The following is an 18,434-nucleotide window of genomic DNA, read 5'->3' as shown; positions in this document are numbered from 1 at the left end:
TGCCGCGCTGATCCCCGGATATCGTTAATAGCGCTGCAGCAAGCCGTTGACCACTTTGACCCGATCACCGATCTGGTAGCCTGGCTGCGAGTTTTGCATGAGGGTGCGCGTGCTGCCGTCGTCCAGGCGCAGGGTGACCCGGTACTGCATGTTGCCCGAGGTGGTGCCCGCTGTGCCGGAGCTGCCCGATTGCATGTCGCCGCTGCCCTGATCCATGCCACGTGGCACCGGCTCGATCGATTGCACCGTGGCGGAGGCGATGCTGACGCCCGACTGGCTGCCGTCCATGCTCATGGCGTTGTTGGCCGTGGACGTGCGCGTGTCGGCGCCGCCGGTGCTGGTGTCGTTCATGGTGCTGCTGGTGATGCCGGTGTTGGTCGCTGCGTTGCCCGTCGCGGTCGTATTGCTGTAGCTTTCACCGCTGCGGCCATTCATGCTGCTCATGCCGGTGCTGTTCGGATTTGAACTGCAGGCGGCCAGCGTACACAGCAGGCCGGCCAGCGCCATGGTTTTTTTTGCTCTCATCTTGTTCTCCTCTTGGTCTGACAAAGTGTTAACCCGGTTTACAGGGTGTGGCGGAGGTCAGCGTCAATGGCGCATGCCAAGCACGCCAAGCACGCCAAGCATGGCCGCAACTACTGCTAAGTAATCCTCAGGAAAATATTGTCAATTTATGACGAACAGAACCGGATGCGATGCAAGGCGCCAGTTGCGCCGCAGTGCGAGCACTGCCAGCAGCTGGCAAGCCTCGTCGGCCACCTTGCAGAGCGCCGGTTATGGAAGTCAGAAATCACAATAATTTAATGGGGGTTACTTGGTAAGAGAGCAGGGCGGGAAAGATGTTCGATCCTTGTTATTTCACATTGAGGTACATCAAGCGCTTCAATTGTAGAGCTTGGTATAAAAGACATTCTTGTGCAGGGCGAGCACGGCGTTCGCGCTTTCCCCTTGTTCCCCGTTGCTTACTTCAGGAGAGTAAATGTCTGCCGATTCCCATAGCGTCAAGCTGATCAATGAGCTGGTGATTGCGGTGTACGGTGCCCCGGGCGCTGCGAACGGCGCGCGCGCTCGCTATGCGCTGACCCAGGCCCTGCATGCCTTGACGAGGCTGTCACGGTCGGAACAGTTGATGGAGATGCAGCGCGATGCGGCGCGCGCAGCGGGAGCGGCCAGCCGGCGGGAGATGCGCACGGCCTTGCGCCGCATCGCCAGCCGGGCGGCAGCCGGCCAGGGGCAGCTGTCGCTGGCGCTGGGTGCCGGCGATGGCGGCGCGCCGTGATCAGCCTTGCTGTTTCTTCAGCGCGGCGGCGGCCATGGCAGGCCAGGAAAAGTACAGTGGCAGCACCACGGCCGTCGCGGCTGTGATATCGACCACCCAGTCGCTGACGGCGCCACGGCGGTATGGCAGGAAACTCTGGATGAATTCGTCCAGCGCACCCATGGCCGCCACCATCAGCACCGACAGCAGCGCGCGGCGCGCCATGCCGCCTTTAGTGCCGCTGAACAGGATCAGGGCCAGCACGCCATAGCCGACGGAATGCAGCACGCCGCCCGACGCATATTGACCCACGTCCGCGCGCACGCCGGGAATGTCGCCGATCAGGATCACCAGGGCATAGAGCACCAGCGCCGTGCGGTAGCGCAGGCGTTCGTAGCGGTCGGCAAAACACAGTTCGGGCAAGGGTGCAGGCATGAGGCGTCAGGACAGGTGGAAAGGCCGTCACAATATCATGGGCAGGGCGGGCCACCGTGTTTTTGCGCAAGAGCTTGCCGTGCAGGCAAAAAAAGGCCCGCGGGGACGCGGGCCAAAAACCCAAATGAAATGGGTCAAGAGTTGAGAGTTGCTCGGTACTCACCGTGTCGCGCGCCTTGCGGGCGCCCGCCACGGTCATGAAAGGGGAGTGGTGTGCCATCGCGGCACACCTGTCTGTAGTCAGGCATATCGGTTGCCTGTACAGCAGATGAAGCAAGTATGGGGGACGAAGATGACGGGCTGATGACACGCTGCAACATTTTTTTGCGGCGAGGCCATTTCTCGGAAAGATTGTGCGCCATGGCAAGAATGGCCATGTTTCAGGAAGGACAGCGAAAAAAAAAAGCCCGCTGGTGAAAGCGGGCTTAAAACTATTTTCTTGGAGGAGAATAGTGGAGACAGGTGCATTATGCTGCGTCGCACGATATGTGTCTAATGGTCTTTTCAGATAACCATTATTCTTTTTCGATATAACTGTCTGCGTCTGTCTTCATTCCTTCACGGCCACCGTGTAGTTGAGCGCCATGCGCCCGCCATCGACATAGATGGTCTGGCCCGTCATGTAGGTGGCGTCGTCGCTGGCCAGGAAGGCGGCGATGCCGGCCACTTCTTCCGGCTCGCCGCAGCGGCCCAGCGGCGTGCGCGACAATATCGTGTGGCGCGCCTGCGGGCTCGACAGCACCGCCTGCTTGGCCAGTTCCGTCAGGATGGTGCCCGGGCCGATGCCGTTCACGCGCACGCCGTGCGGCGCCAGGTTCAGGGCCATGACCTTGGTCAGCTGGTTGATGGCGCCCTTCGACACCACGTACGGCACCTGGTTCGGGATCGCCAGTTCCGCATTCACGCTGGACATATTGATGATGCAGCCGCTGTTGCGCTTGACCATTTCGCGCGCCACAGCCTGGCCGCACAGGAACATCGATTTCAGGTTGATGCGCATGACCCGGTCGAAATCGTCTTCGCATACGTCGAGGAAATCGGCCGCGTGCGTGACGCCCGCATTGTTGACGAGGATATCGATGTGGCCGAACTGCGCCAGGGTTTCCTTCAGCATGGCGTCGACGTCGGCCTTCTGGCTGACGTCGGCGCAAAAGAAGCGCGCCTGCGGGCCGAGCGCGGCTGCCGCCTGCGCGCCTTCTTCCTTGATGTCGACCAGCATCACCTGCGCCCCTTCGGCGATCAGGCGGGTGGCGCAAGCCAGGCCGATGCCTTGCGTGGCGCCAGTGACGATGGCGGTTTTATGGATCAGTTTCATGTGTGCTCCTCGGCGGGTGGGGGCGCCGCCATGCTGCGGTGCCATGGCGGATTTTAATCCCTGGGCAGGAATCAGAGGAGGATGGGCTCGTTCGGCAACTGGTTGCCGCGCGTGCCGTTGGCAGGGAAGTGGCTTTGCAGCAAGGTATTCAGCTGCGCCAGTGCTTCCACGGTGCTGTCGTGGTAATTGCCGTCCTTGAACCCTTTGGTCATGGTGCGGCACACGGCTTGCCATTGCTCCGGCGTGACGCGGCGGCCCACGTTGCGGTCGGCCACGATATCGACCTGGTGCTCGGCCAGGTTGATGTAGATGAGTACGCCGACGTTGTCTTCCGTATCCCACACGCCATACTGGGCGAACAGTTCGCGCGCCCGCTCGCGGTTGCTCACTCCCTGGTAAGCCATGCCCGGCGCCAGGGCTGCTTCGACGATCAGGCGCACTTCCGCCTGGTGCATCGCTTCACCGTCGGCAATCGCCGTTTCGATGGCTTTCAAGGTGCGTTCCGGAAACGCCTGGCGCGCCGTCGCCGGCGTGCCGCGCAAATGTTTCAAGGCCCGTCCGCAGCGTTGTCCGAATGTCAGTTGTTTCGTCATTACCAATCTCCCGAGGCGCCGCCGCCGTCAAAACCGCCGCCGCCGCCACCGAAACCACCGCCACCACCACCGCCAAAACCACCGCCGCCGCCGAAGCCGCCACCACCACCACCGCGGTTGTTCAGCGCCTGGCTGAGGATGCTGCCCAGCACGACGCCGGTGGCGCCGCTGGACCAGTTGCTGCCGCGCTGCAGCCGCGTGGGGCCGCCGCGCGAGCGGAACAGGGTCAGCACGACGAGGAAGCCGAAGAACAGCAGTGGCAGCCAGAAGGTCATGCCGCCCGCTTCCACGGTGGCTGGCGCCTTCTGCTGGGCCGGGGCGGGGAATTGCTCCTGGTTCAGCAGGGTGGCAATCGACCCCACGCCGGCCACCAGGCCGCCGTAATAGTCGTTTTGCTTGAAATGCGGCGCGATCACGTCTTGCAGGATGCGTTTCGATTGTGCATCCGTCAGCACGCCCTGCACGCCGCGGCCCGCCTCGATGCGCAGGCGGCGCAGCGACGAGGGGTTGTCCTTCGCCACCATCAGCAGCACGCCGTCATCGACGCCTTTGCGGCCCAGCTTCCAGGCATCCGTCACGCGGATGCTGTATTGCTCGATGGCTTCCGGTTCCGTACTCTTGACCAGCAGCACGGCGATCTGGCTGCCCGTCTTGGCTTCGTAATCGGCCAGCACGCCTTCCAGCGCCGCCTTTTGCTTGGCGTCGAGCATGCCGGCGTTGTCCGTCACGCGCGCCGCCAGCGGCGGCACGGGCTGCAAGCCCTGTGCGCCAGCTGGCGCCATCGTCCACAGCAGCAGCGCCGTCGCCAGCGCCGCCAGATAAGACCAGGCTTTCATCTTATTTGCCAAAGTTGACGGTCGGTGCGGTCGAGATGGCTTTTTCATTTTCCACCGTGAACGATGGCTTGACCTTGTAGCCGAAGACCATGGCCGTCAGGTTGTTCGGGAAGCTGCGCGCATGCACGTTGTAATCCTGCACGGCCACGATGTAGCGCTGGCGCGCCACGGTGATGCGGTTTTCCGTGCCTTCCAGCTGCGACTGCAGGTCGCGGAAGCTGGTGTCGGCCTTCAGATCCGGGTATTTCTCGGACACCACCATCAGGCGCGACAGGGCCGACGACAGCTGGCCCTGCACTTGCTGGAATTTTTCGAACGCGGCCGGATCGTTCAGCACTTCGGGCGTGATCTGGAAACTGGTGGCGGCGGCGCGCGCCTTGGTCACCGCTTCCAGGGTTTCGCGCTCGTGCGTGGCATAGCCCTTGACGGTGTTGACCAGGTTGGGGATCAGGTCGGCGCGGCGCTGGTACTGGTTGACCACTTCGCCCCAGGCGGCCTTGGTGGCTTCATCCTTGCTCTGGAAGTCGTTGTAGCCGCAGCCCGTCAGGACGCCGGCCAGGACGGTGACGCTCAGGGCCAGGCGCAGCCATTTGGTGAATTGATTGGTGATTTGCATGATGGGTTCCGTGCCGAGTAAAAGGGATGCGGCAAATATACCTGAAACGGCCCGCAATGTCGGTTTAATCAGCGCCGGTCGCCGCCTCCGCCTGCCTTCGCAACCCCGCGCCGCGTTACAATGCGGGGTTTGCAACTGAATATAGAGAAGGTGTGCCGTGAATTTCATCAATAAATTATCCGCCGCGTGGACGGCCAATAATTCCCTGCTGTGCGTGGGCCTGGACCCGGACCTGGCGAAACTGCCGGCCGAGCTGCGCGATCTGCCTGATGGAATCACCACCTTCTGCACGCGCATCATCGACGCCACGGCCGACCTGGCCTGCGCCTTCAAGCCGCAGATCGCCTATTTTGCCGCGCTGGGCGCGGAAAAGCAGCTGGAAGACATCTGCCGCTATGCGCGTGAACACTATCCGCACATCCCGCTGATCCTCGATGCGAAACGGGGTGACATCGGCGCGACGGCCACGCAATACGCGCGCGAAGCGTTCGAGCGCTACGGCGCCGACGCCGTTACCGTGAACCCCTACATGGGCGAGGATTCGCTCGACCCCTATCTGGCGTGGGCAGACCGCGGCGTGATCATCCTGTGCCGCACCTCGAACCCGGGCGGCTCGGACCTGCAATTCCTGAATACGGATGGCGAACCGCTGTATCAGCGCGTGGCGCGCCTGGTGGCCGAGAAATGGAACAAGAATGGCCAGTGCGCGCTTGTCGTCGGCGCCACCTTCCCTGAAGAGCTGGCGCAAGTGCGCGCCATCGTCGGCGACATGCCGCTGCTGGTGCCCGGCATCGGCGCCCAGGGCGGAGACATTGCCGCCACCGTCGGCGCGGGCCAGACGGCGAACGGCATGGGCATGATGATCAGCTCGTCGCGCGCCATCATCTACGCCACGCCGCAAGCGGGCGAAGACTTCGCCGACGCGGCGCGCCGTGTGGCCATTGAAACGCGCGATGCGATCAATCAGCATCGTTCGGTTTAAACGACACCCATAAAAAATGTAGGTCGGGTTAGGCCAGCGGCCGTAACCCGACAACACCGGTAACGTCAACAATGTTGTCGGATTACGCGGACCTTCGGCCCGCTAATCCGACCTACCCGACTCGCGCCCTCTTTCAGTCGCGCATGGGCGCCACCATCTCCGCGTAGTCGTACAGCTCGCCTAAAATCTCTTCTCCCCGCTCATCGACCGATTCCGACAGCACGTCGATCTCCGTAAACAGCATTTCGATGGTGCGGGCGCCGGCGTCGCCGTCGAACAGGCGGGCGGCGCGGTGCTGTTCCCAGCGCAGGCTTTCCGCTTCGCTCAGGGTTTGCGGGAAATTGCGGGCGCGGTAGCGGAACAGCAGTTCCTGCAGGCGCTCGTCGGCAAACGAGGGGCGGGCCGTGGCCAGCTTGGCCGGCGTGTCGCGGCGCAGGGATTCGAGCAGGCGGCGGTCGTCGTTGCTGACGAAACCGTTGTACAAATCTTCATCCACGTCCAGCGCGGCGTTCGCGCCCGGGCGCTGGAACACTTCGGCCCAGATCGCATCCATGTTCGGCGCCGTCGCGGCCAGTTGCGCGTTGACCTTCGCCGCGTCCAGATCGATGCCCCATTGCGCGGCCATGGCCGGCGACAGGGTTTTTAAATTACCCACCAGCATGGGCGACTTGTTCAGGTGCACGCTTTTCACGGGCAGGCGCGTCATGCCTTCCGGCATGGCTTCCTTGCGTGTAAACAAACGCGTGCGGATGGTGTCGGCGTCCAGCGCGAACAGTTCGCGCGGATCGTAGGCGCAATCCCAGACGAGGATTTCATTTTTGTTGCTCGGATGCGTGGCCAGCGGCCAGACGACGCCCAGGCAGCCCCGTTCGGCGGGGAACATGCCCGACACGTGCAGGAAGGGCTGGCGTTCGGCGGCGGCCAGGTGCATGCCCATTTCGCTGGCGACCCGGTCCTTCTTGTGCAGGGCCAGGCAGAATTCGAACAGTTTCGGCTGCTTTTCGCGGATCAGGCGCGCCAGGGCGATGGTGGCGCGCACGTCGGACAGCGCATCGTGCGCCGCTTCGTGGGCCAGGCCATTGGCCTTGCTCAAGTGTTCCAGCTTAAAACTGGTCTGGCCATCGTCGCGCTTCGGCCATTGCATGCCTTCCGGGCGCAGCGCGTGCGTCATGCGCACCACGTCGAGGATGTCCCAGCGGCCGCAATGGTTCTTCCATTCGCGCGCATACGGGTCGATCAGATTGCGCCAGAACAGGAAACGCGTGACTTCATCGTCGAAACGGATGGTGTTGTAGCCCACGCCGATGGTGCCCGGCTCCGAAAAGGCCGCTTCGATGGTGGCGGCGAACTGGTGTTCGGGCACGCCCAGCTGCAAGCACTGCTGCGGCGTGATGCCGGTGATCAGGCACGATTGCGGGTCGGGCAGGAAATCATTGGCAGGCTGGCAATACAGCATGATCGGCTCGCCGATTTCGTTCAGGTCGGCATCCGTGCGGATGGCGGCGAACTGGGCCGGGCGGTCGCGGCGCGGCTGGGCGCCAAAGGTTTCGTAGTCGTGCCAAAGAAAGGTCTGGTTAGTCATTGATGGTCGTTGCTTGATTGGTTATCCGGGCCGCTAAAAGCGGCCGCTGCTACAGTTTTCTGAAAACCTGCCGATACTACACGAGAGGATGGTCATCATCGCGTTTCCCGCATGGTGGCATACATTGTCCGTTCAAGGAGGTCTATCGTGTCAATTCCCATCGCCGCAAGCGGCAATTCCAACCCTTCCGTGACTTCCGTCAGTACGGGCGTTGCCGGCAAGGACGATAAAGTCCAGCAAAAGGACGGCATCAACGCTGAAATGAGCGTCAATGACCGCACCAAGCTGCAATTGAACGCTTCCATCATGCAGGCGTCGCTGAATGTGTCTATCGGTTCCGAGAACGAGCCGCTGGCGCTGCTGTACAAGACGGCCATCACCAACATCAATGAAGCGCTGAAGAGCCAGTACGGCGACGATGCGATCCAGAACGCGGCCTCGCAGGATAACAGCGCCGAAGCGACGGCGAGCCGCATTGTATCGCTGTCGACGGGTTTTTTTGACGCCTACAAGAAGCAAAATCCCGGCATGGACGACGATACGGCCCTGACCAAGTTCATGGACACCATCAGCGGCGGCATGGAGAAAGGTTTCAAGGAAGCGCGCGATATCCTGGAAGGCTTGAAAGTGCTGGGTGGCGATATCGCTGGCAATATCGACAAGACGTATGAGCTGGTGCAGAAGGGCTACGCTGATTTCATCGCCGCGCACAGCAAGAAGGATGACGCCAAGCCGGCCGACAGCAAGGTTGCCTGATCAATATTGCGCCGGAAGCGCCTGAGAAAATGTCCAGGGCTAGGCGCGTTGCCGAAGGCAGTACGAATGTACGACGAGGCAATGCAACGACGCCATGGGCGTTTTATCAGGTGCTTACCCGGTTGCGTCCGCCTGCCTTCGCGCGGTACAGCGCCGCGTCGGCGGCCGCGATCAGCGCCTCGTCGTCCTGTTCGGCCGCCAGGCTGGCCACGCCGAAGGAACCCGTAATGTGCGGCAGCGCGCTGCGCATGTCGGCGAAGATGACGGCCAGCTGCATGCGCTCGCACAGGCGCTCGGCCACCCGCAGGGCCACGTGTTCGTTGGTATCGGGCAAGATCACCATCATTTCCTCGCCGCCATAGCGCACGGCAAAATCCGTGGGCCGCAGGGCCGCGCCCAGCACTTGCGCGGCGATGCGCAGCGCCTGGTCGCCCGCCTGGTGGCCGTGCGTGTCGTTGAAACGCTTGAAATGGTCGAGGTCTATCATCACCAGCGACAGCGGCGAGCCGCTGGCGTGGGCCGTGACGATCATGTTAGGCAGCAGATCCGTCAGCCAGGCGCGGTTGTACAGGCCCGTCAGGCTGTCGACCATCGACAGCTGGCGGTAGAATTCGCCCAGTTTCTGCCGCCGGCGCAGCAGGGCATTGGCGGCGCGGATGCGGAAGGACAGCAGCCGCAGCAGGTTGCGCGCCAGACCGTTCGACTGTTCGATCAATTCCCAGACGATGGCCGCGTCGATCACCAGCAAATCGGTTTCTTCCAGGGCGGAAATGGCGGCCAGGTTGCTCGCTTCATCGAGCACCGATTGTTCGCCCACGCTTTCGCCGGGCAAGACCTTGCTGACGGTGCCGTCATCCATGCCCGTGTGGGTGTCGGCGGCCACGGCCAGCGAACCGCGCAGGACGATGTACAGACTGGCGCCTTGCGTGTCGGAAATAGCCTCGCCCGCTTCGAGGCGCATGACGGGGCAGGGCGCCAGCATGGCGGCCGTCTGGCTATCCGCCCCATCGCGAAATAGCTGTAAATCGCCGATGTTGCAGCCTGAAGCGCCGAAGTTGCCGATCTGTTCCACAATCACACTTTCAAAAAGCCGGCGCGCGAACAGGGGGCCGGTAGCTTCATGATAGCGTAAAGCGGCCTTGGCCGTAACGGCAAAGGCTTGCTTGATGTCACTTACTGTGAGAAATACGACAATTATTTCATTGCCGCGTTAATACGCGGGAATGCTTGCTGTTTTAGTATGGTTGTTGCCGCGCGCGAAAGACGGGGCTGGATATGCAAAGGCAGCCTTGAACGGCTGCCTCAGTCTCTGAAAATCCTGCAGGGGGGGGGAATTACTCGGCGGTTTCTTCCGCTTCGGCCGTATCGATCACGGCATTCTTGCCGGTGGCGTGGCGCTTGCTGTCTTGCAGGCGGCCCAGGGCGCTATCGATGGCGCGTTTCAGTTTATCGGTGGCGCCGGCAACGGATTGATGCACGGTGGCGTTCTGTTCGGTCACGGCAATCGGTTGATAGCCGGCAACGCGTGCTTCCATGACGCAGCGGATATCGTCGGCGCCGCCTTTCGGGCCATTCGTGTCGCTGATGTGGACTTCGATGCGGGTCAGGTTGTCGCGGAAGCGGTTCAGTGCGCTTTCAAGTACGGATTGCACATGTTCGTTCAGTCCAGCGGTGTTGGCGATGGTGCTGTCGGTATGAATATTGATTTGCATATGCTTACTCCTGTCAATTCAAAAAAAACCCATCTCAGGCGTGCTGCGGCCTGGTTGCTGCCTCATGCACATGACCTCTGTGCATGGAACTTATCTTACTCCTCTTTCCAGTATTTCAAGAGGGTGCGCACGATTAAGATGAGCTTAACCCTTCAGTCAGGTCAAGTTTCCGCCACGAAATTATTTACCGTCAACCATTGATGAGCCCAGCCGCGATATTGATCGACAGCCCCAGCACGACCAGGTTGAAGAAAAAGCTCAGCACGGATTGCCCCAGCACGATCTGCCGCATCGTGCGCGTCTGCACGGAAACGTCCGACGTTTGCACGGCCACGGCGATGGTGATGGCGAAATACAGAAAATCCCAGTAGTCGGGATTGGGCTCGTCGTCGGGAAACTTCAGCGGGCGCAGCGCGGGATCGGCCTGGTAATACAGGTGGGCATAGTGAAAGCAGAACAGGGTGCCGACGAGGAACCACGAGCCGACCAGGGTGAGGATCGTCAGGCCATAGTGCAGCGCGCGCTCGTCCGGCGCCATGTCTTTCATCGAAGACAGTTGCGAGACGATGGCCACCAGGCTCATCACGGATGCGACGGACAGGGCCGACAGGACCGTGGTGGCCCGCTCATCCTGGCGCGCCGCCATGGCTTTGACCTTGTGATGGTTGGCGCGCATCATCATCCAGCCCATCGTCGCCAGGTAAAACCAGACGGCGACGTTCCACGCCGTCAGCAAGCGCGTCATCTGTTGCCAGGACGAGGGCAGCAGCAGGCCGGCCGCCACGCCGATGGCCGTGGCCAGGCTCAGGTGGGGGCGGCTGCGGATGAAGCTGTGCAAGGGAAGCGTGATTTTCATGGTGCGGCTTGGTCAGTGGCGATAGCGCATCTTATAGCTTATGTGCCTGCCGTGGTGGCCGTTCTGGCGGCCGCTTCCTTTTCGTGGTGGGGGAAGCGGTCCATGCGCGACAGCACGGGGAACAGCACGGCCCATACGCCCGTCACGGCCAGGGTGGCGGCGCCGCCGAAGAGCACGGCGCGCACGAGGCCGAACCAGCCGGCCGTCAGGCCCGATTCGAATTCGCCCAGCTCGTTCGAGGCGCCAATGAAGACGGCGTTCACGGCGCTGACCCGGCCGCGGATCTCGTCGGGCGTTTCGAACTGCACCAGCAGATGCCGGATGTAGACGCTGACCATGTCGCCGGCGCCCATCAGGAACAGGGCCGCCAGGGCCAGCGGGAAATAACTGGTGCTGCCCAGCACCAGGGTGCCCAGGCCGAAGACGGCCACGCCGCCGAACATCCACGCGCCCACGCGGCGCGTGATGGGGAAGATGGCCAGCGCGATCGAGCACAGGGCCGCGCCTGCACCGGGCGCCGTGCGCAGCAGGCCCAGGCCGCTGGGGCCGATATGCAGCACGTCGTGCGCGAGCGCCGGCAGCAGGGCCGTGGCGCCGCCGAACAGCACGGCAAACAGGTCGAGCGAAATGGCGCCCAGCACGATGGGTTTCGACCAGACGAAGCGCAAGCCTTCGAGCAGGGTATGCCAGCTGACGGGTTCGCGCCTGACCACTTGCGGCGCCGGGGTGGTGGCGCGCATCAGCAGGACGGACACGACCAGCAGCGCGGACGAGATCAAATACACCACCTTGGGGCCGAAGTAATACAGCAAGCCACCCAGGGTAGGGCCCAGGATGATGGCCACGTGCGAGCTCGACGAACTGAGCGCGACGGCGCGGCTGAAGTGTTGCGTGGGCACCATGTTCACCAGCACGGCTTGCGTGGCCGGCATCATGAAGGCGCGCGCGCTGCCGAACAGCACCAGCACGGCAAACACGGGCCAGACGATGGACAGTCCGCTCAGGGTAAAGGCCAGCAGGGCCAGCGCGCAAGCCAGTTGTGCCGCCAGGCACCAGGCGATGATGTTGCGGCGGTTGTAGCGGTCGGCCACGTGGCCGGCCGGCAAAATCAAGACGAGGAAGGGGGCGAACTGCGCCAGGCCGATCAGGCCCAGGTCGAACAGGCTGCCCGTGATCTGGTACACCTGCCAGCCGATGGCCACGCTTTGCATCTGCACGGCCACCGTGCCCAGCACGCGGGCGGAAAGATAAAAGGCAAAGTTGCGGTGACGCAGGATACTGAAGCCGTTGCCGGCAGAGGCGAGAGACATGACATTTCCAGGGAACAGCGGGATGGAGCGGTGGCGGCAGCGGGCGCCGCACCAGCCGCGCCCCGCTGTCTGGAAGGTGACGCTTACTTGGCCAGGTCGGCTTCCGTGGTGAAGGCGTCCGCGTAAAACTCGTCGGCTGGCAGCTGGCACAGCTGCACGAAATCGCGGTTGGCCGATTCGACGACGATGGGCGCGCCGCAGGCATACACCTGATACGCGGACATGTCCGGCAAGTCGGCGATGACGGCCTGGTGCACGAAGCCCGTGCGGCCTTCCCACGCGTCTTCCGGCAAGGCGTCCGAGACGACGGGCACATACGTGAACTGCGGCAAGTCGGCGGCCCACTGGCGGCACAGCGCATCCATGTACAGGTCGTGTGGACGGCGGCCGCCCCAGTACAGGGTGATCGGGCGCGGCGATTGCTCGTTGATCATGTGCTCGACGATGGCTTTCAATGGGGCAAAGCCCGTGCCCGAGGCCAGCAGCACGATAGGCTTGTCGCTGTCTTCGCGCAGGAAGAAGGTGCCCATCGGGCCTTCGAAGCGCAGGATGTCGCGCTCTTTCATGCTGCCAAACACCTGGTCGGTGAACAGGCCGCCGGGCATGTGGCGGATGTGCAGGCTGACCGGGCCGCCTTCGACGGGCGCGCTGGCCATGCTGTAGCTGCGGCGCTTGTTGTCGCGTAGCATGATTTCGATATACTGTCCGGCGCGGTAGTGCAGGCGCTCGCTGGCTGGCAATTGCAGGGTCAGCACGACGACGTCGGGAGCGACTTTCTCGATGGTGGTCACGCGCGACGGCATTTTCTTGATCGGGTAGTCGCTGCTGCCCGCCACTTCGCGCGCCTGCACCACGAGGTCGCCCTGGGGCACGGCGCAGCACAGCAGCGAATAGCCGGCGGCCGCTTCATCTTCCGTCAGGGAGCGGGCCTGGTATGGCTTATGCTGTACGTTGCCGGAGACGATCTTGCCCTTGCAGGAACTGCAGGCGCCGCTTTTGCAGCTGTACGGCAGGCCGACGCCGGCGCGTATCGCTGCCGACAGGACGGTTTCGTCCGCTTCACAGCTGAATTGGTGGCCGCTGGGCTGAACAGTAATTTGAAAAGTCATACAATCCTTGAGATGAAAAATATGTTAATGCACTCTTTGCGCAAGCCGTCAGGCTTGCCGCGCTTGCTGATCCTGGGCTGCGGCGACGTCGGCATGCGGCTGCTGCCGCAGCTAGCGGCGCGTTTTCGCGTCTTTGCCGTCACCAGCCAGCCAGCGCGCTGCGCGCAGTTGCGGGAAGCCGGCGCCGTGCCCATCGTGGCCAACCTCGACGACCGCGCCAGCCTGAAACGGCTGGCGGGACTGGCGACGATGATCGTGCATCTGGCGCCGCCTCGGTCGTCGGGCTTGCTGGACCAGCGCACGCGCAATCTGGCCGCCATTTTACCCGAGCATGCCCGCATGGTGTATGTGAGCACCAGCGGCGTATATGGCGATTGCGCCGGCGCCTGGGTCGATGAAACACGGCCGACGGCGCCGGCCAATGCGCGCGCGAAGCGGCGCGTCGACGCGGAACAGGTCTTGCGCGGCTGGGGCGCGCGCCGCGGCGCCAGCGTGGCCATCCTGCGTGTGCCCGGCATTTATGCGGACGACCGCCTGCCTTTGAAGCGCTTGCGCGAAGGCACGCCGGCCCTGGCCGCGAGCGACGATGTCTACACCAACCATATCCATGCCGACGACCTGGCGCGCATCATCGAGCGGGCCCTGTGGCGGGGCAAGCCGGGACGCGTGTATCACGCCAGCGATGACAGCGAACTCAAGATGGCCGAGTATTTCGACGCCGTGGCCGACACGTTCGGCTTGCCACGCCCGCCGCGCCTGCCGCGTGCCGAACTGCGGCAAGTGGTTACGCCGATGCTGCTGTCGTTCATGTCCGAGTCGCGCCGCCTGCACAATGCGCGCCTCAAGCGCGAGCTGGGCGTGCGCCTGCGCTACGCGCGCGTGGCCGATGCCTTGCAGTCGCTGTCAGCCGATGGCGCCGGCATCAGGTAAAATGGCCGGTTATCTGCGCACTTTGCTGGGCCGGCGCGCAGCGCGCCGTTCCCGCGCTGCGCCACTCACTTAAGGACTACAGCATGAGCACCCTCACTTACGAAGAATACCTGGACGAGGTCACCACCGTCCTGACGGAACTGTACGACCTCGACGACGAGGCCGCCATCAAGCTGGTGGTGGCGGCGCAGGACGCCGAATTTTTTGTCCCGCACGATGCGCATGAGGAAATGCGTATCGCCGAGCAAGCCAAGAAAGATGCGGTCACCCTGTTCGAGCGCAAGCAGAATCGCCAGCAAACGCAGGAAAAACAGCAGCAGCGCGTGCGCCAGCAAAAGAAGTAAGGATGGGGCAGTACGGGCTTCGGCGCAACGCCGGGGCCTTGCCATTTGATGCAGCGCAAACGTGCCATGGCGCGCTGGCGATATGGTGAGCGATGTCGTCACGCGTCTGGGCTCTTGTGGCGAGCTCTGCAGAGCGTGACGCTGTTTCCCGTCAGCAGGAGCGAGCCATGCGAGCGACGAGTCACCCCAGCAAGGAACAGGTGCGCGCCTATATGCGCCGGCGCGAACGTGCGCTGCAGCCGCCGCCACCACCCGATGAAATTCGCCGGCAACTGGCCTGGTGCCGCGTGGACGATGTTCCTCGCATTTGCCTTCCCGCCACTCCGGCCGGCGTGGCCGTGCAAGGCTGGCATTTATCCGCCGACATGGCCCGCCTGAGCACCCTCATGGCGATAGCCTGGCTCATGCATAGCGGTGTTGCTCATCGTAAAAATTGATGACGTGCAGCAAACTTTCCCGATTTGAGTTATCCTCTAGCACATTCCAAGTGCGTCAATTCTCTTCAATTATCACAATTTTGCTTTAAGTTACGCAAAAATCAACAATAGCGTGTATTATATTGTTTGCGGCGTAAAAGCCGCATAAGTGATGGCGCTTTTTAGTGTGTTTACCCTGAATTATTGCAGAAGAGACATTCGGTTTCTTATTGCTCTAATACAACAAGTACGGATTTTTGATCATGTCTCTCAAACAAATTACCTCTTTGCCTACCTACAACCCGAATCGCGTCCTCGACGCGATCATCGACAAGCTGCAACTGAAAAACGATGCCGCCTTGTCGCGAGCTCTGGAAGTGGCGCCACCGGTCATCAGCAAGATTCGTCACAATACCTTGCCGATCGGCGCCACGATCCTTATCCGCATGCATGAAATCAGCGATTTCAGCATTCGTGAATTGCGCGAGTTGATGGCTGCCTAAGAGCGCCTGACAGACGGCAAACTGAGAGGTGCCGTCTGGGTAAGTCAGGCTTGCCGCGTGCGGCAGCCACATCTGTTTTCCGCTTTTCTATTGCGCGTCGCGGTTCAGTACCGGACGATCGACATAGAAACGCCCCATTTCCTGGCTAGTCGAGGACGACTTGACCACCGCTGCCGTCAATGAGGCAGGCGCGCTGGAAAATGCGGTGCTGGCAACCCCGGTCGCGCGGCCCGAATACGCCGTCGCCTGTACCGTCGCACTGGAAAACGCCGTCTGCACGGCCCGGCCCGAGTAAGCCGTCGCCTGTACCGCCGCACTGGAAAATGCTGTTTGCACAGCCCGTCCCGAATACGCCGCTTGTACTGCCCGTCCCGAATACCCCGCCTGTACCGCACGCCCCGAATACGCCGTTTCTGCGCGGATATAATCTTCCCCGAACGTTTGCTCATACAATTGCTTCATGCGCTCGCCCACGCGGTGGTGCGCCGCTTCGTCGTCTTCGCCGCGCAAGCCGATGTACGGGAAGTGGTGGAGGAAGTAGCCGAACACCTGTTCGCAGTCGGCCGCATATTTCAGGGTGTCGAGGATGTGGTAGTGCCAGAAGGTATCGACGTCCATCAACGGTGCCGTCTCTTCTTGTGGAAATTGTTTCATCAGGATCAGGAAGCGGCGGTATTCGAATTCCACCGCATTCGCCTTCTCCAGGCTCCATCCTTCGCCTGACTCACGGTGCATCAGCTTGACCTTGATCGCGTCCAAATTCAAATCTGCAATTGCCTTGAAACTGTCGTTCGTATCCATGAATGTCCTTTTGTAAAGAGCGTTGTGGGAAATACGGTGAAGCAAGGGAAAGCGGCGGCTGTGTACTCCTGGCAAGTGGTCGAGGAATGCCTGGCCCATGGCGGGCGGGCGCTGAGTTGTTCTACATCAATATTGCATCTAATTACGAAATTTGCAAGCTGAGCTTGCTTCATGCGGGCGCGCGCCTGTCAGCTGCTGGCCCGGCTTTCTTCCTGGTAGGGAAACGCCGTGGCGTCAGCGCCCAGCGGCACGCTGACATGCACGCTCATGCCGGCGCCGGGGCTGCTTTCGATGTAAAAAGTGCCCCCCAGCAACTTGATGCGTTCCTCGATCCCCACCAGGCCAAACGAGCCCAGCTTGTTGCGCCCGTCGATGGCCGCGCCCACGCCGTTGTCGCTGATGCTCATCGACACCGTATCGCGGCACTTTTCCAGCTTGACTTGCACGCGGCTGGCATTCGCATGCTGGGAAATGTTGCTGAGCGATTCTTGCAGGATGCGGAACAGGGCCGTCGCGCATTGATCGCTGAGGCAAATGTCGTCATGGCTTTCGTTCACTTCGCAAGCGATGCCCGTGCGCTGGCGAAATTGCGCCACCTGCCACTCGACGGCCGCATTCACGCCCAGGTCCAGCACGGTAGGGCGCAAGTCGTTGATGATTTGCCGCACGCTCTTGATGGTGGCGTCGATCTGTTCCAGGGTCGAGCGGGCGCGGGCGTTCAGGCGCGGATGGCGGCGTTGTGTGCGCGAGGCCAGCATGTCGGCGTCGATGCGCAGCACCAGCAGGTTCTGTCCCAGGTCGTCGTGGATTTCGCGCGCGATGCGCTTGCGTTCTTCTTCCTTGATCTGGTCGGCGTGGGCCGCCAGCCGGCGCAGTTTCTGGTGCGACAACTGCAGGCGGATCTGGCTGGCGCGCAATTCCTCCGTCATGCCCGTCGCCATCTGGATGGCGCGTCGGCGCGACGACGCCAGGGTGTGGAACAGCATATACAGCAGCATGGTGCTGGCACAGCCGATCAGCAGGGCCAGCCACGGGAGGAAGGCGTCGAAGCGTGAATACAGGTCGCTCTTGCGCACGCTGAACAGCGCTTGCCAGGCGCGGCCATTGTGTTCGATCAGCATCGTACTGCTCAGATAGCGGCCCGAGCTGCCGGGCTGCCACCATGGCGCATGCATGCCCGCCGTCGTGCTGTCGAAGATGGGGCGCATGTCGTGCGGCAACTGCAGCGGCAAGTCCGGCTGTTCCGGCGCCTGCGGGCCGATATCGAACACGGTCAGGCGGACGTTGCGTACCGGCATGTCGGCCAGGGCGCTGCGCATCATCGACACCAGGTCGTAGCCGATGCCGACGGAACCCTGGTAAGCGGCGCGCCGCTGCTCCAGCGTAGCGACCGGCATGCCGAAGCGGTACACGGGCAGGCGCATGGCCATGGCCGTCAATTGGGGGCGGCCTTCCATCGGTACGGGCATGCCGGAATTGCTGACGTTCCCGGAATCGCGCGACTGCGCCAGCGTTGCGGCGATCAAGGGGCGCGAGGCGATGTCATAGCCATACTTATCCGGGGCGCTGGCGATCGGTTCGACGTAGACGAGCACGGAATAATGGGCGCGCGGGGCAGGCGGATGGATGGCAAACGCTGGATAGCCGTCGCGCCCGGGTGGATAGTCGTGTTGCATGGCCGCTTCGAAGGCGGCACGCTGCGTCTCGTCGAGTTCCTGGCTGTAATTGAGATTCATCACGCCCGGATAGTTCTGTTGCAGCGCGAGGTTTGCCACGTAGCGGTGAAATTGCTCGCGGCTCACGTGCGCATTGGCGTGGAACAGGCTGGCGGTGCCGCGCAGCAGGTTGGCATACGATTTGGTGCGTGATTCGATGCTTTTCTGGGTATTGCGCGCCAGATTGTTGAACTGTTCGCTGGCATCGCTTTCGATCGACAGCGAGGCTGCCATGTAGAACAACAGGCCCACCATCATCGACATCACAAAGCCGAGCAGCCACAGCGGTCTTTTTTCAACAGATAAGGGGTGTTCGCCGGCAGTAGAAGACATCGCCATCCGCATCAGGAAGAGGAATCGGGTGC

21 protein-coding genes are annotated in these 18,434 nt (G+C 62.2%); 7 read left to right on the top strand and 14 right to left on the bottom strand.

Features of this window, described 5'->3' with window-relative positions; translation table 11 throughout:
* Nucleotides 1-24: 24 nt before the first annotated feature.
* On the bottom strand, nucleotides 25-525 hold the full coding sequence (locus tag KO539_RS19215; protein ID WP_219310957.1) for a hypothetical protein: 501 nt from the start codon (nucleotides 523-525) through the stop codon (nucleotides 25-27).
* Nucleotides 526-979: 454 nt separating this feature from the next.
* Here KO539_RS19215 and KO539_RS19210 point away from each other — a divergent pair, with 454 nt between their 5' ends.
* Entirely contained in the window at nucleotides 980-1,279 is a 300-nt protein-coding gene (locus KO539_RS19210) for a hypothetical protein (protein WP_099400830.1), read from the top strand.
* Here KO539_RS19210 and KO539_RS19205 read toward each other — a convergent pair whose 3' ends face one another.
* From KO539_RS19205 to KO539_RS19185, 5 genes are all read right to left on the bottom strand, one after another.
* Nucleotides 1,280-1,693 (bottom strand): VanZ family protein, encoded by a 414-nt coding sequence (locus KO539_RS19205; protein WP_225243426.1) that lies wholly within the window; start codon nucleotides 1,691-1,693, stop codon nucleotides 1,280-1,282.
* A gap of 550 nt (nucleotides 1,694-2,243) precedes the next feature.
* Nucleotides 2,244-3,008 carry an SDR family NAD(P)-dependent oxidoreductase gene (locus tag KO539_RS19200; protein WP_058050636.1) on the bottom strand — a complete coding sequence of 255 codons (765 nt, stop codon included), beginning with the start codon at nucleotides 3,006-3,008 and terminating at the stop codon, nucleotides 2,244-2,246.
* Nucleotides 3,009-3,079: 71 nt separating this feature from the next.
* The gene (locus KO539_RS19195) at nucleotides 3,080-3,601 is read right to left on the bottom strand and encodes a TPM domain-containing protein (protein WP_219310956.1); all 522 of its coding nucleotides are present in this window, start codon (nucleotides 3,599-3,601) and stop codon (nucleotides 3,080-3,082) included.
* Nucleotides 3,601-4,437 carry a YgcG family protein gene (locus KO539_RS19190; RefSeq protein ID WP_219310955.1) on the bottom strand — a complete coding sequence of 279 codons (837 nt, stop codon included), beginning with the start codon at nucleotides 4,435-4,437 and terminating at the stop codon, nucleotides 3,601-3,603. Before KO539_RS19190 ends, KO539_RS19195 begins: the two co-directional genes overlap by 1 nt.
* 1 nt (nucleotide 4,438) lies before the next feature.
* Entirely contained in the window at nucleotides 4,439-5,053 is a 615-nt protein-coding gene (locus KO539_RS19185) for a LemA family protein (protein WP_034781723.1), read from the bottom strand.
* Nucleotides 5,054-5,210: 157 nt separating this feature from the next.
* On the opposite strand from KO539_RS19185, the gene pyrF reads away from it, so the two are divergent.
* Nucleotides 5,211-6,035: an orotidine-5'-phosphate decarboxylase gene (gene pyrF / locus KO539_RS19180; protein WP_219310954.1), complete on the top strand. Its 825-nt coding sequence runs from the start codon at nucleotides 5,211-5,213 to the stop codon at nucleotides 6,033-6,035.
* A 133-nt stretch (nucleotides 6,036-6,168) separates the two neighbouring features.
* On the opposite strand, the gene sbcB is transcribed toward pyrF, so the two are convergent.
* Entirely contained in the window at nucleotides 6,169-7,617 is a 1,449-nt protein-coding gene (gene sbcB, locus KO539_RS19175; RefSeq protein WP_219310953.1) for an exodeoxyribonuclease I, read from the bottom strand.
* Between the two features lie 147 nt (nucleotides 7,618-7,764).
* Between sbcB and KO539_RS19170 the strand changes: the two genes are divergently transcribed.
* Complete coding sequence (locus KO539_RS19170) at nucleotides 7,765-8,373, top strand: DUF5610 domain-containing protein (protein ID WP_225243425.1); 609 nt, start codon at nucleotides 7,765-7,767, stop codon at nucleotides 8,371-8,373.
* 106 nt (nucleotides 8,374-8,479) lie between these two features.
* On the opposite strand, the gene KO539_RS19165 is transcribed toward KO539_RS19170, so the two are convergent.
* The 5 genes from KO539_RS19165 to KO539_RS19145 all read right to left on the bottom strand — a co-directional run bounded on the left by KO539_RS19165 (nucleotide 8,480) and on the right by KO539_RS19145 (nucleotide 13,360).
* A complete protein-coding gene (locus tag KO539_RS19165) occupies nucleotides 8,480-9,445 on the bottom strand; it encodes a GGDEF domain-containing protein (RefSeq protein WP_219310951.1) in 966 nt (321 codons plus the stop codon).
* 262 nt (nucleotides 9,446-9,707) lie between these two features.
* Nucleotides 9,708-10,085, bottom strand: coding sequence for an HPF/RaiA family ribosome-associated protein (locus KO539_RS19160; RefSeq protein WP_034781728.1), 378 nt, complete (start codon nucleotides 10,083-10,085; stop codon nucleotides 9,708-9,710).
* A 190-nt stretch (nucleotides 10,086-10,275) separates the two neighbouring features.
* A complete protein-coding gene (locus tag KO539_RS19155; RefSeq protein WP_219310950.1) occupies nucleotides 10,276-10,941 on the bottom strand; it encodes a DUF1345 domain-containing protein in 666 nt (221 codons plus the stop codon).
* A gap of 38 nt (nucleotides 10,942-10,979) precedes the next feature.
* Complete coding sequence (locus KO539_RS19150) at nucleotides 10,980-12,251, bottom strand: MFS transporter (protein WP_219310949.1); 1,272 nt, start codon at nucleotides 12,249-12,251, stop codon at nucleotides 10,980-10,982.
* An 83-nt stretch (nucleotides 12,252-12,334) separates the two neighbouring features.
* On the bottom strand, nucleotides 12,335-13,360 hold the full coding sequence (locus KO539_RS19145; RefSeq protein WP_035825350.1) for a CDP-6-deoxy-delta-3,4-glucoseen reductase: 1,026 nt from the start codon (nucleotides 13,358-13,360) through the stop codon (nucleotides 12,335-12,337).
* A gap of 12 nt (nucleotides 13,361-13,372) precedes the next feature.
* Between KO539_RS19145 and KO539_RS19140 the strand changes: the two genes are divergently transcribed.
* The 4 genes from KO539_RS19140 (at nucleotide 13,373) to KO539_RS19125 (ending at nucleotide 15,553) form a co-directional block, all read left to right on the top strand.
* Nucleotides 13,373-14,290 carry an SDR family oxidoreductase gene (locus tag KO539_RS19140; protein ID WP_219310948.1) on the top strand — a complete coding sequence of 306 codons (918 nt, stop codon included), beginning with the start codon at nucleotides 13,373-13,375 and terminating at the stop codon, nucleotides 14,288-14,290.
* A gap of 83 nt (nucleotides 14,291-14,373) precedes the next feature.
* Complete coding sequence (locus KO539_RS19135; RefSeq protein ID WP_219310947.1) at nucleotides 14,374-14,634, top strand: hypothetical protein; 261 nt, start codon at nucleotides 14,374-14,376, stop codon at nucleotides 14,632-14,634.
* A gap of 167 nt (nucleotides 14,635-14,801) precedes the next feature.
* Nucleotides 14,802-15,071, top strand: coding sequence for a hypothetical protein (locus KO539_RS19130; RefSeq protein ID WP_219311247.1), 270 nt, complete (start codon nucleotides 14,802-14,804; stop codon nucleotides 15,069-15,071).
* 242 nt (nucleotides 15,072-15,313) lie between these two features.
* Entirely contained in the window at nucleotides 15,314-15,553 is a 240-nt protein-coding gene (locus KO539_RS19125; RefSeq protein ID WP_029496207.1) for a hypothetical protein, read from the top strand.
* Between the two features lie 87 nt (nucleotides 15,554-15,640).
* On the opposite strand, the gene KO539_RS19120 is transcribed toward KO539_RS19125, so the two are convergent.
* Complete coding sequence (locus KO539_RS19120) at nucleotides 15,641-16,354, bottom strand: hypothetical protein (protein ID WP_219310946.1); 714 nt, start codon at nucleotides 16,352-16,354, stop codon at nucleotides 15,641-15,643.
* A 188-nt stretch (nucleotides 16,355-16,542) separates the two neighbouring features.
* Entirely contained in the window at nucleotides 16,543-18,402 is a 1,860-nt protein-coding gene (locus KO539_RS19115) for a CHASE domain-containing protein (RefSeq protein WP_225243424.1), read from the bottom strand.
* Nucleotides 18,403-18,434 lie beyond the last annotated feature (32 nt).

This window comes from Janthinobacterium sp. NKUCC06_STL (assembly GCF_019345455.1).
GTDB classification, from domain to species: domain Bacteria; phylum Pseudomonadota; class Gammaproteobacteria; order Burkholderiales; family Burkholderiaceae_D; genus Janthinobacterium; species Janthinobacterium rivuli.
This window is presented reverse-complemented; position numbering and strand designations above follow the sequence as displayed.

What these genes read in the sequence shown, in the direction of transcription:
- KO539_RS19155 (WP_219310950.1), bottom strand. Translation starts at nt 10,941, where the DNA reads ATGAAAATCACGCTTCCCTTGCACAGCTTCATCCGCAGCCGCCCCCAC.
- KO539_RS19135 (WP_219310947.1), top strand. Translation starts at nt 14,374, where the DNA reads ATGAGCACCCTCACTTACGAAGAATACCTGGACGAGGTCACCACCGTC.
- KO539_RS19205 (WP_225243426.1), bottom strand. Translation starts at nt 1,693, where the DNA reads ATGCCTGCACCCTTGCCCGAACTGTGTTTTGCCGACCGCTACGAACGC.
- KO539_RS19115 (WP_225243424.1), bottom strand. Translation starts at nt 18,402, where the DNA reads ATGTCTTCTACTGCCGGCGAACACCCCTTATCTGTTGAAAAAAGACCG.
- KO539_RS19200 (WP_058050636.1), bottom strand. Translation starts at nt 3,008, where the DNA reads ATGAAACTGATCCATAAAACCGCCATCGTCACTGGCGCCACGCAAGGC.
- KO539_RS19160 (WP_034781728.1), bottom strand. Translation starts at nt 10,085, where the DNA reads ATGCAAATCAATATTCATACCGACAGCACCATCGCCAACACCGCTGGA.
- KO539_RS19210 (WP_099400830.1), top strand. Translation starts at nt 980, where the DNA reads ATGTCTGCCGATTCCCATAGCGTCAAGCTGATCAATGAGCTGGTGATT.
- KO539_RS19140 (WP_219310948.1), top strand. Translation starts at nt 13,373, where the DNA reads ATGAAAAATATGTTAATGCACTCTTTGCGCAAGCCGTCAGGCTTGCCG.
- KO539_RS19215 (WP_219310957.1), bottom strand. Translation starts at nt 525, where the DNA reads ATGAGAGCAAAAAAAACCATGGCGCTGGCCGGCCTGCTGTGTACGCTG.
- KO539_RS19190 (WP_219310955.1), bottom strand. Translation starts at nt 4,437, where the DNA reads ATGAAAGCCTGGTCTTATCTGGCGGCGCTGGCGACGGCGCTGCTGCTG.
- sbcB (WP_219310953.1), bottom strand. Translation starts at nt 7,617, where the DNA reads ATGACTAACCAGACCTTTCTTTGGCACGACTACGAAACCTTTGGCGCC.
- KO539_RS19130 (WP_219311247.1), top strand. Translation starts at nt 14,802, where the DNA reads ATGCGAGCGACGAGTCACCCCAGCAAGGAACAGGTGCGCGCCTATATG.
- KO539_RS19185 (WP_034781723.1), bottom strand. Translation starts at nt 5,053, where the DNA reads ATGCAAATCACCAATCAATTCACCAAATGGCTGCGCCTGGCCCTGAGC.
- KO539_RS19195 (WP_219310956.1), bottom strand. Translation starts at nt 3,601, where the DNA reads ATGACGAAACAACTGACATTCGGACAACGCTGCGGACGGGCCTTGAAA.
- KO539_RS19120 (WP_219310946.1), bottom strand. Translation starts at nt 16,354, where the DNA reads ATGGATACGAACGACAGTTTCAAGGCAATTGCAGATTTGAATTTGGAC.
- KO539_RS19145 (WP_035825350.1), bottom strand. Translation starts at nt 13,360, where the DNA reads ATGACTTTTCAAATTACTGTTCAGCCCAGCGGCCACCAATTCAGCTGT.
- KO539_RS19150 (WP_219310949.1), bottom strand. Translation starts at nt 12,251, where the DNA reads ATGTCTCTCGCCTCTGCCGGCAACGGCTTCAGTATCCTGCGTCACCGC.
- KO539_RS19125 (WP_029496207.1), top strand. Translation starts at nt 15,314, where the DNA reads ATGTCTCTCAAACAAATTACCTCTTTGCCTACCTACAACCCGAATCGC.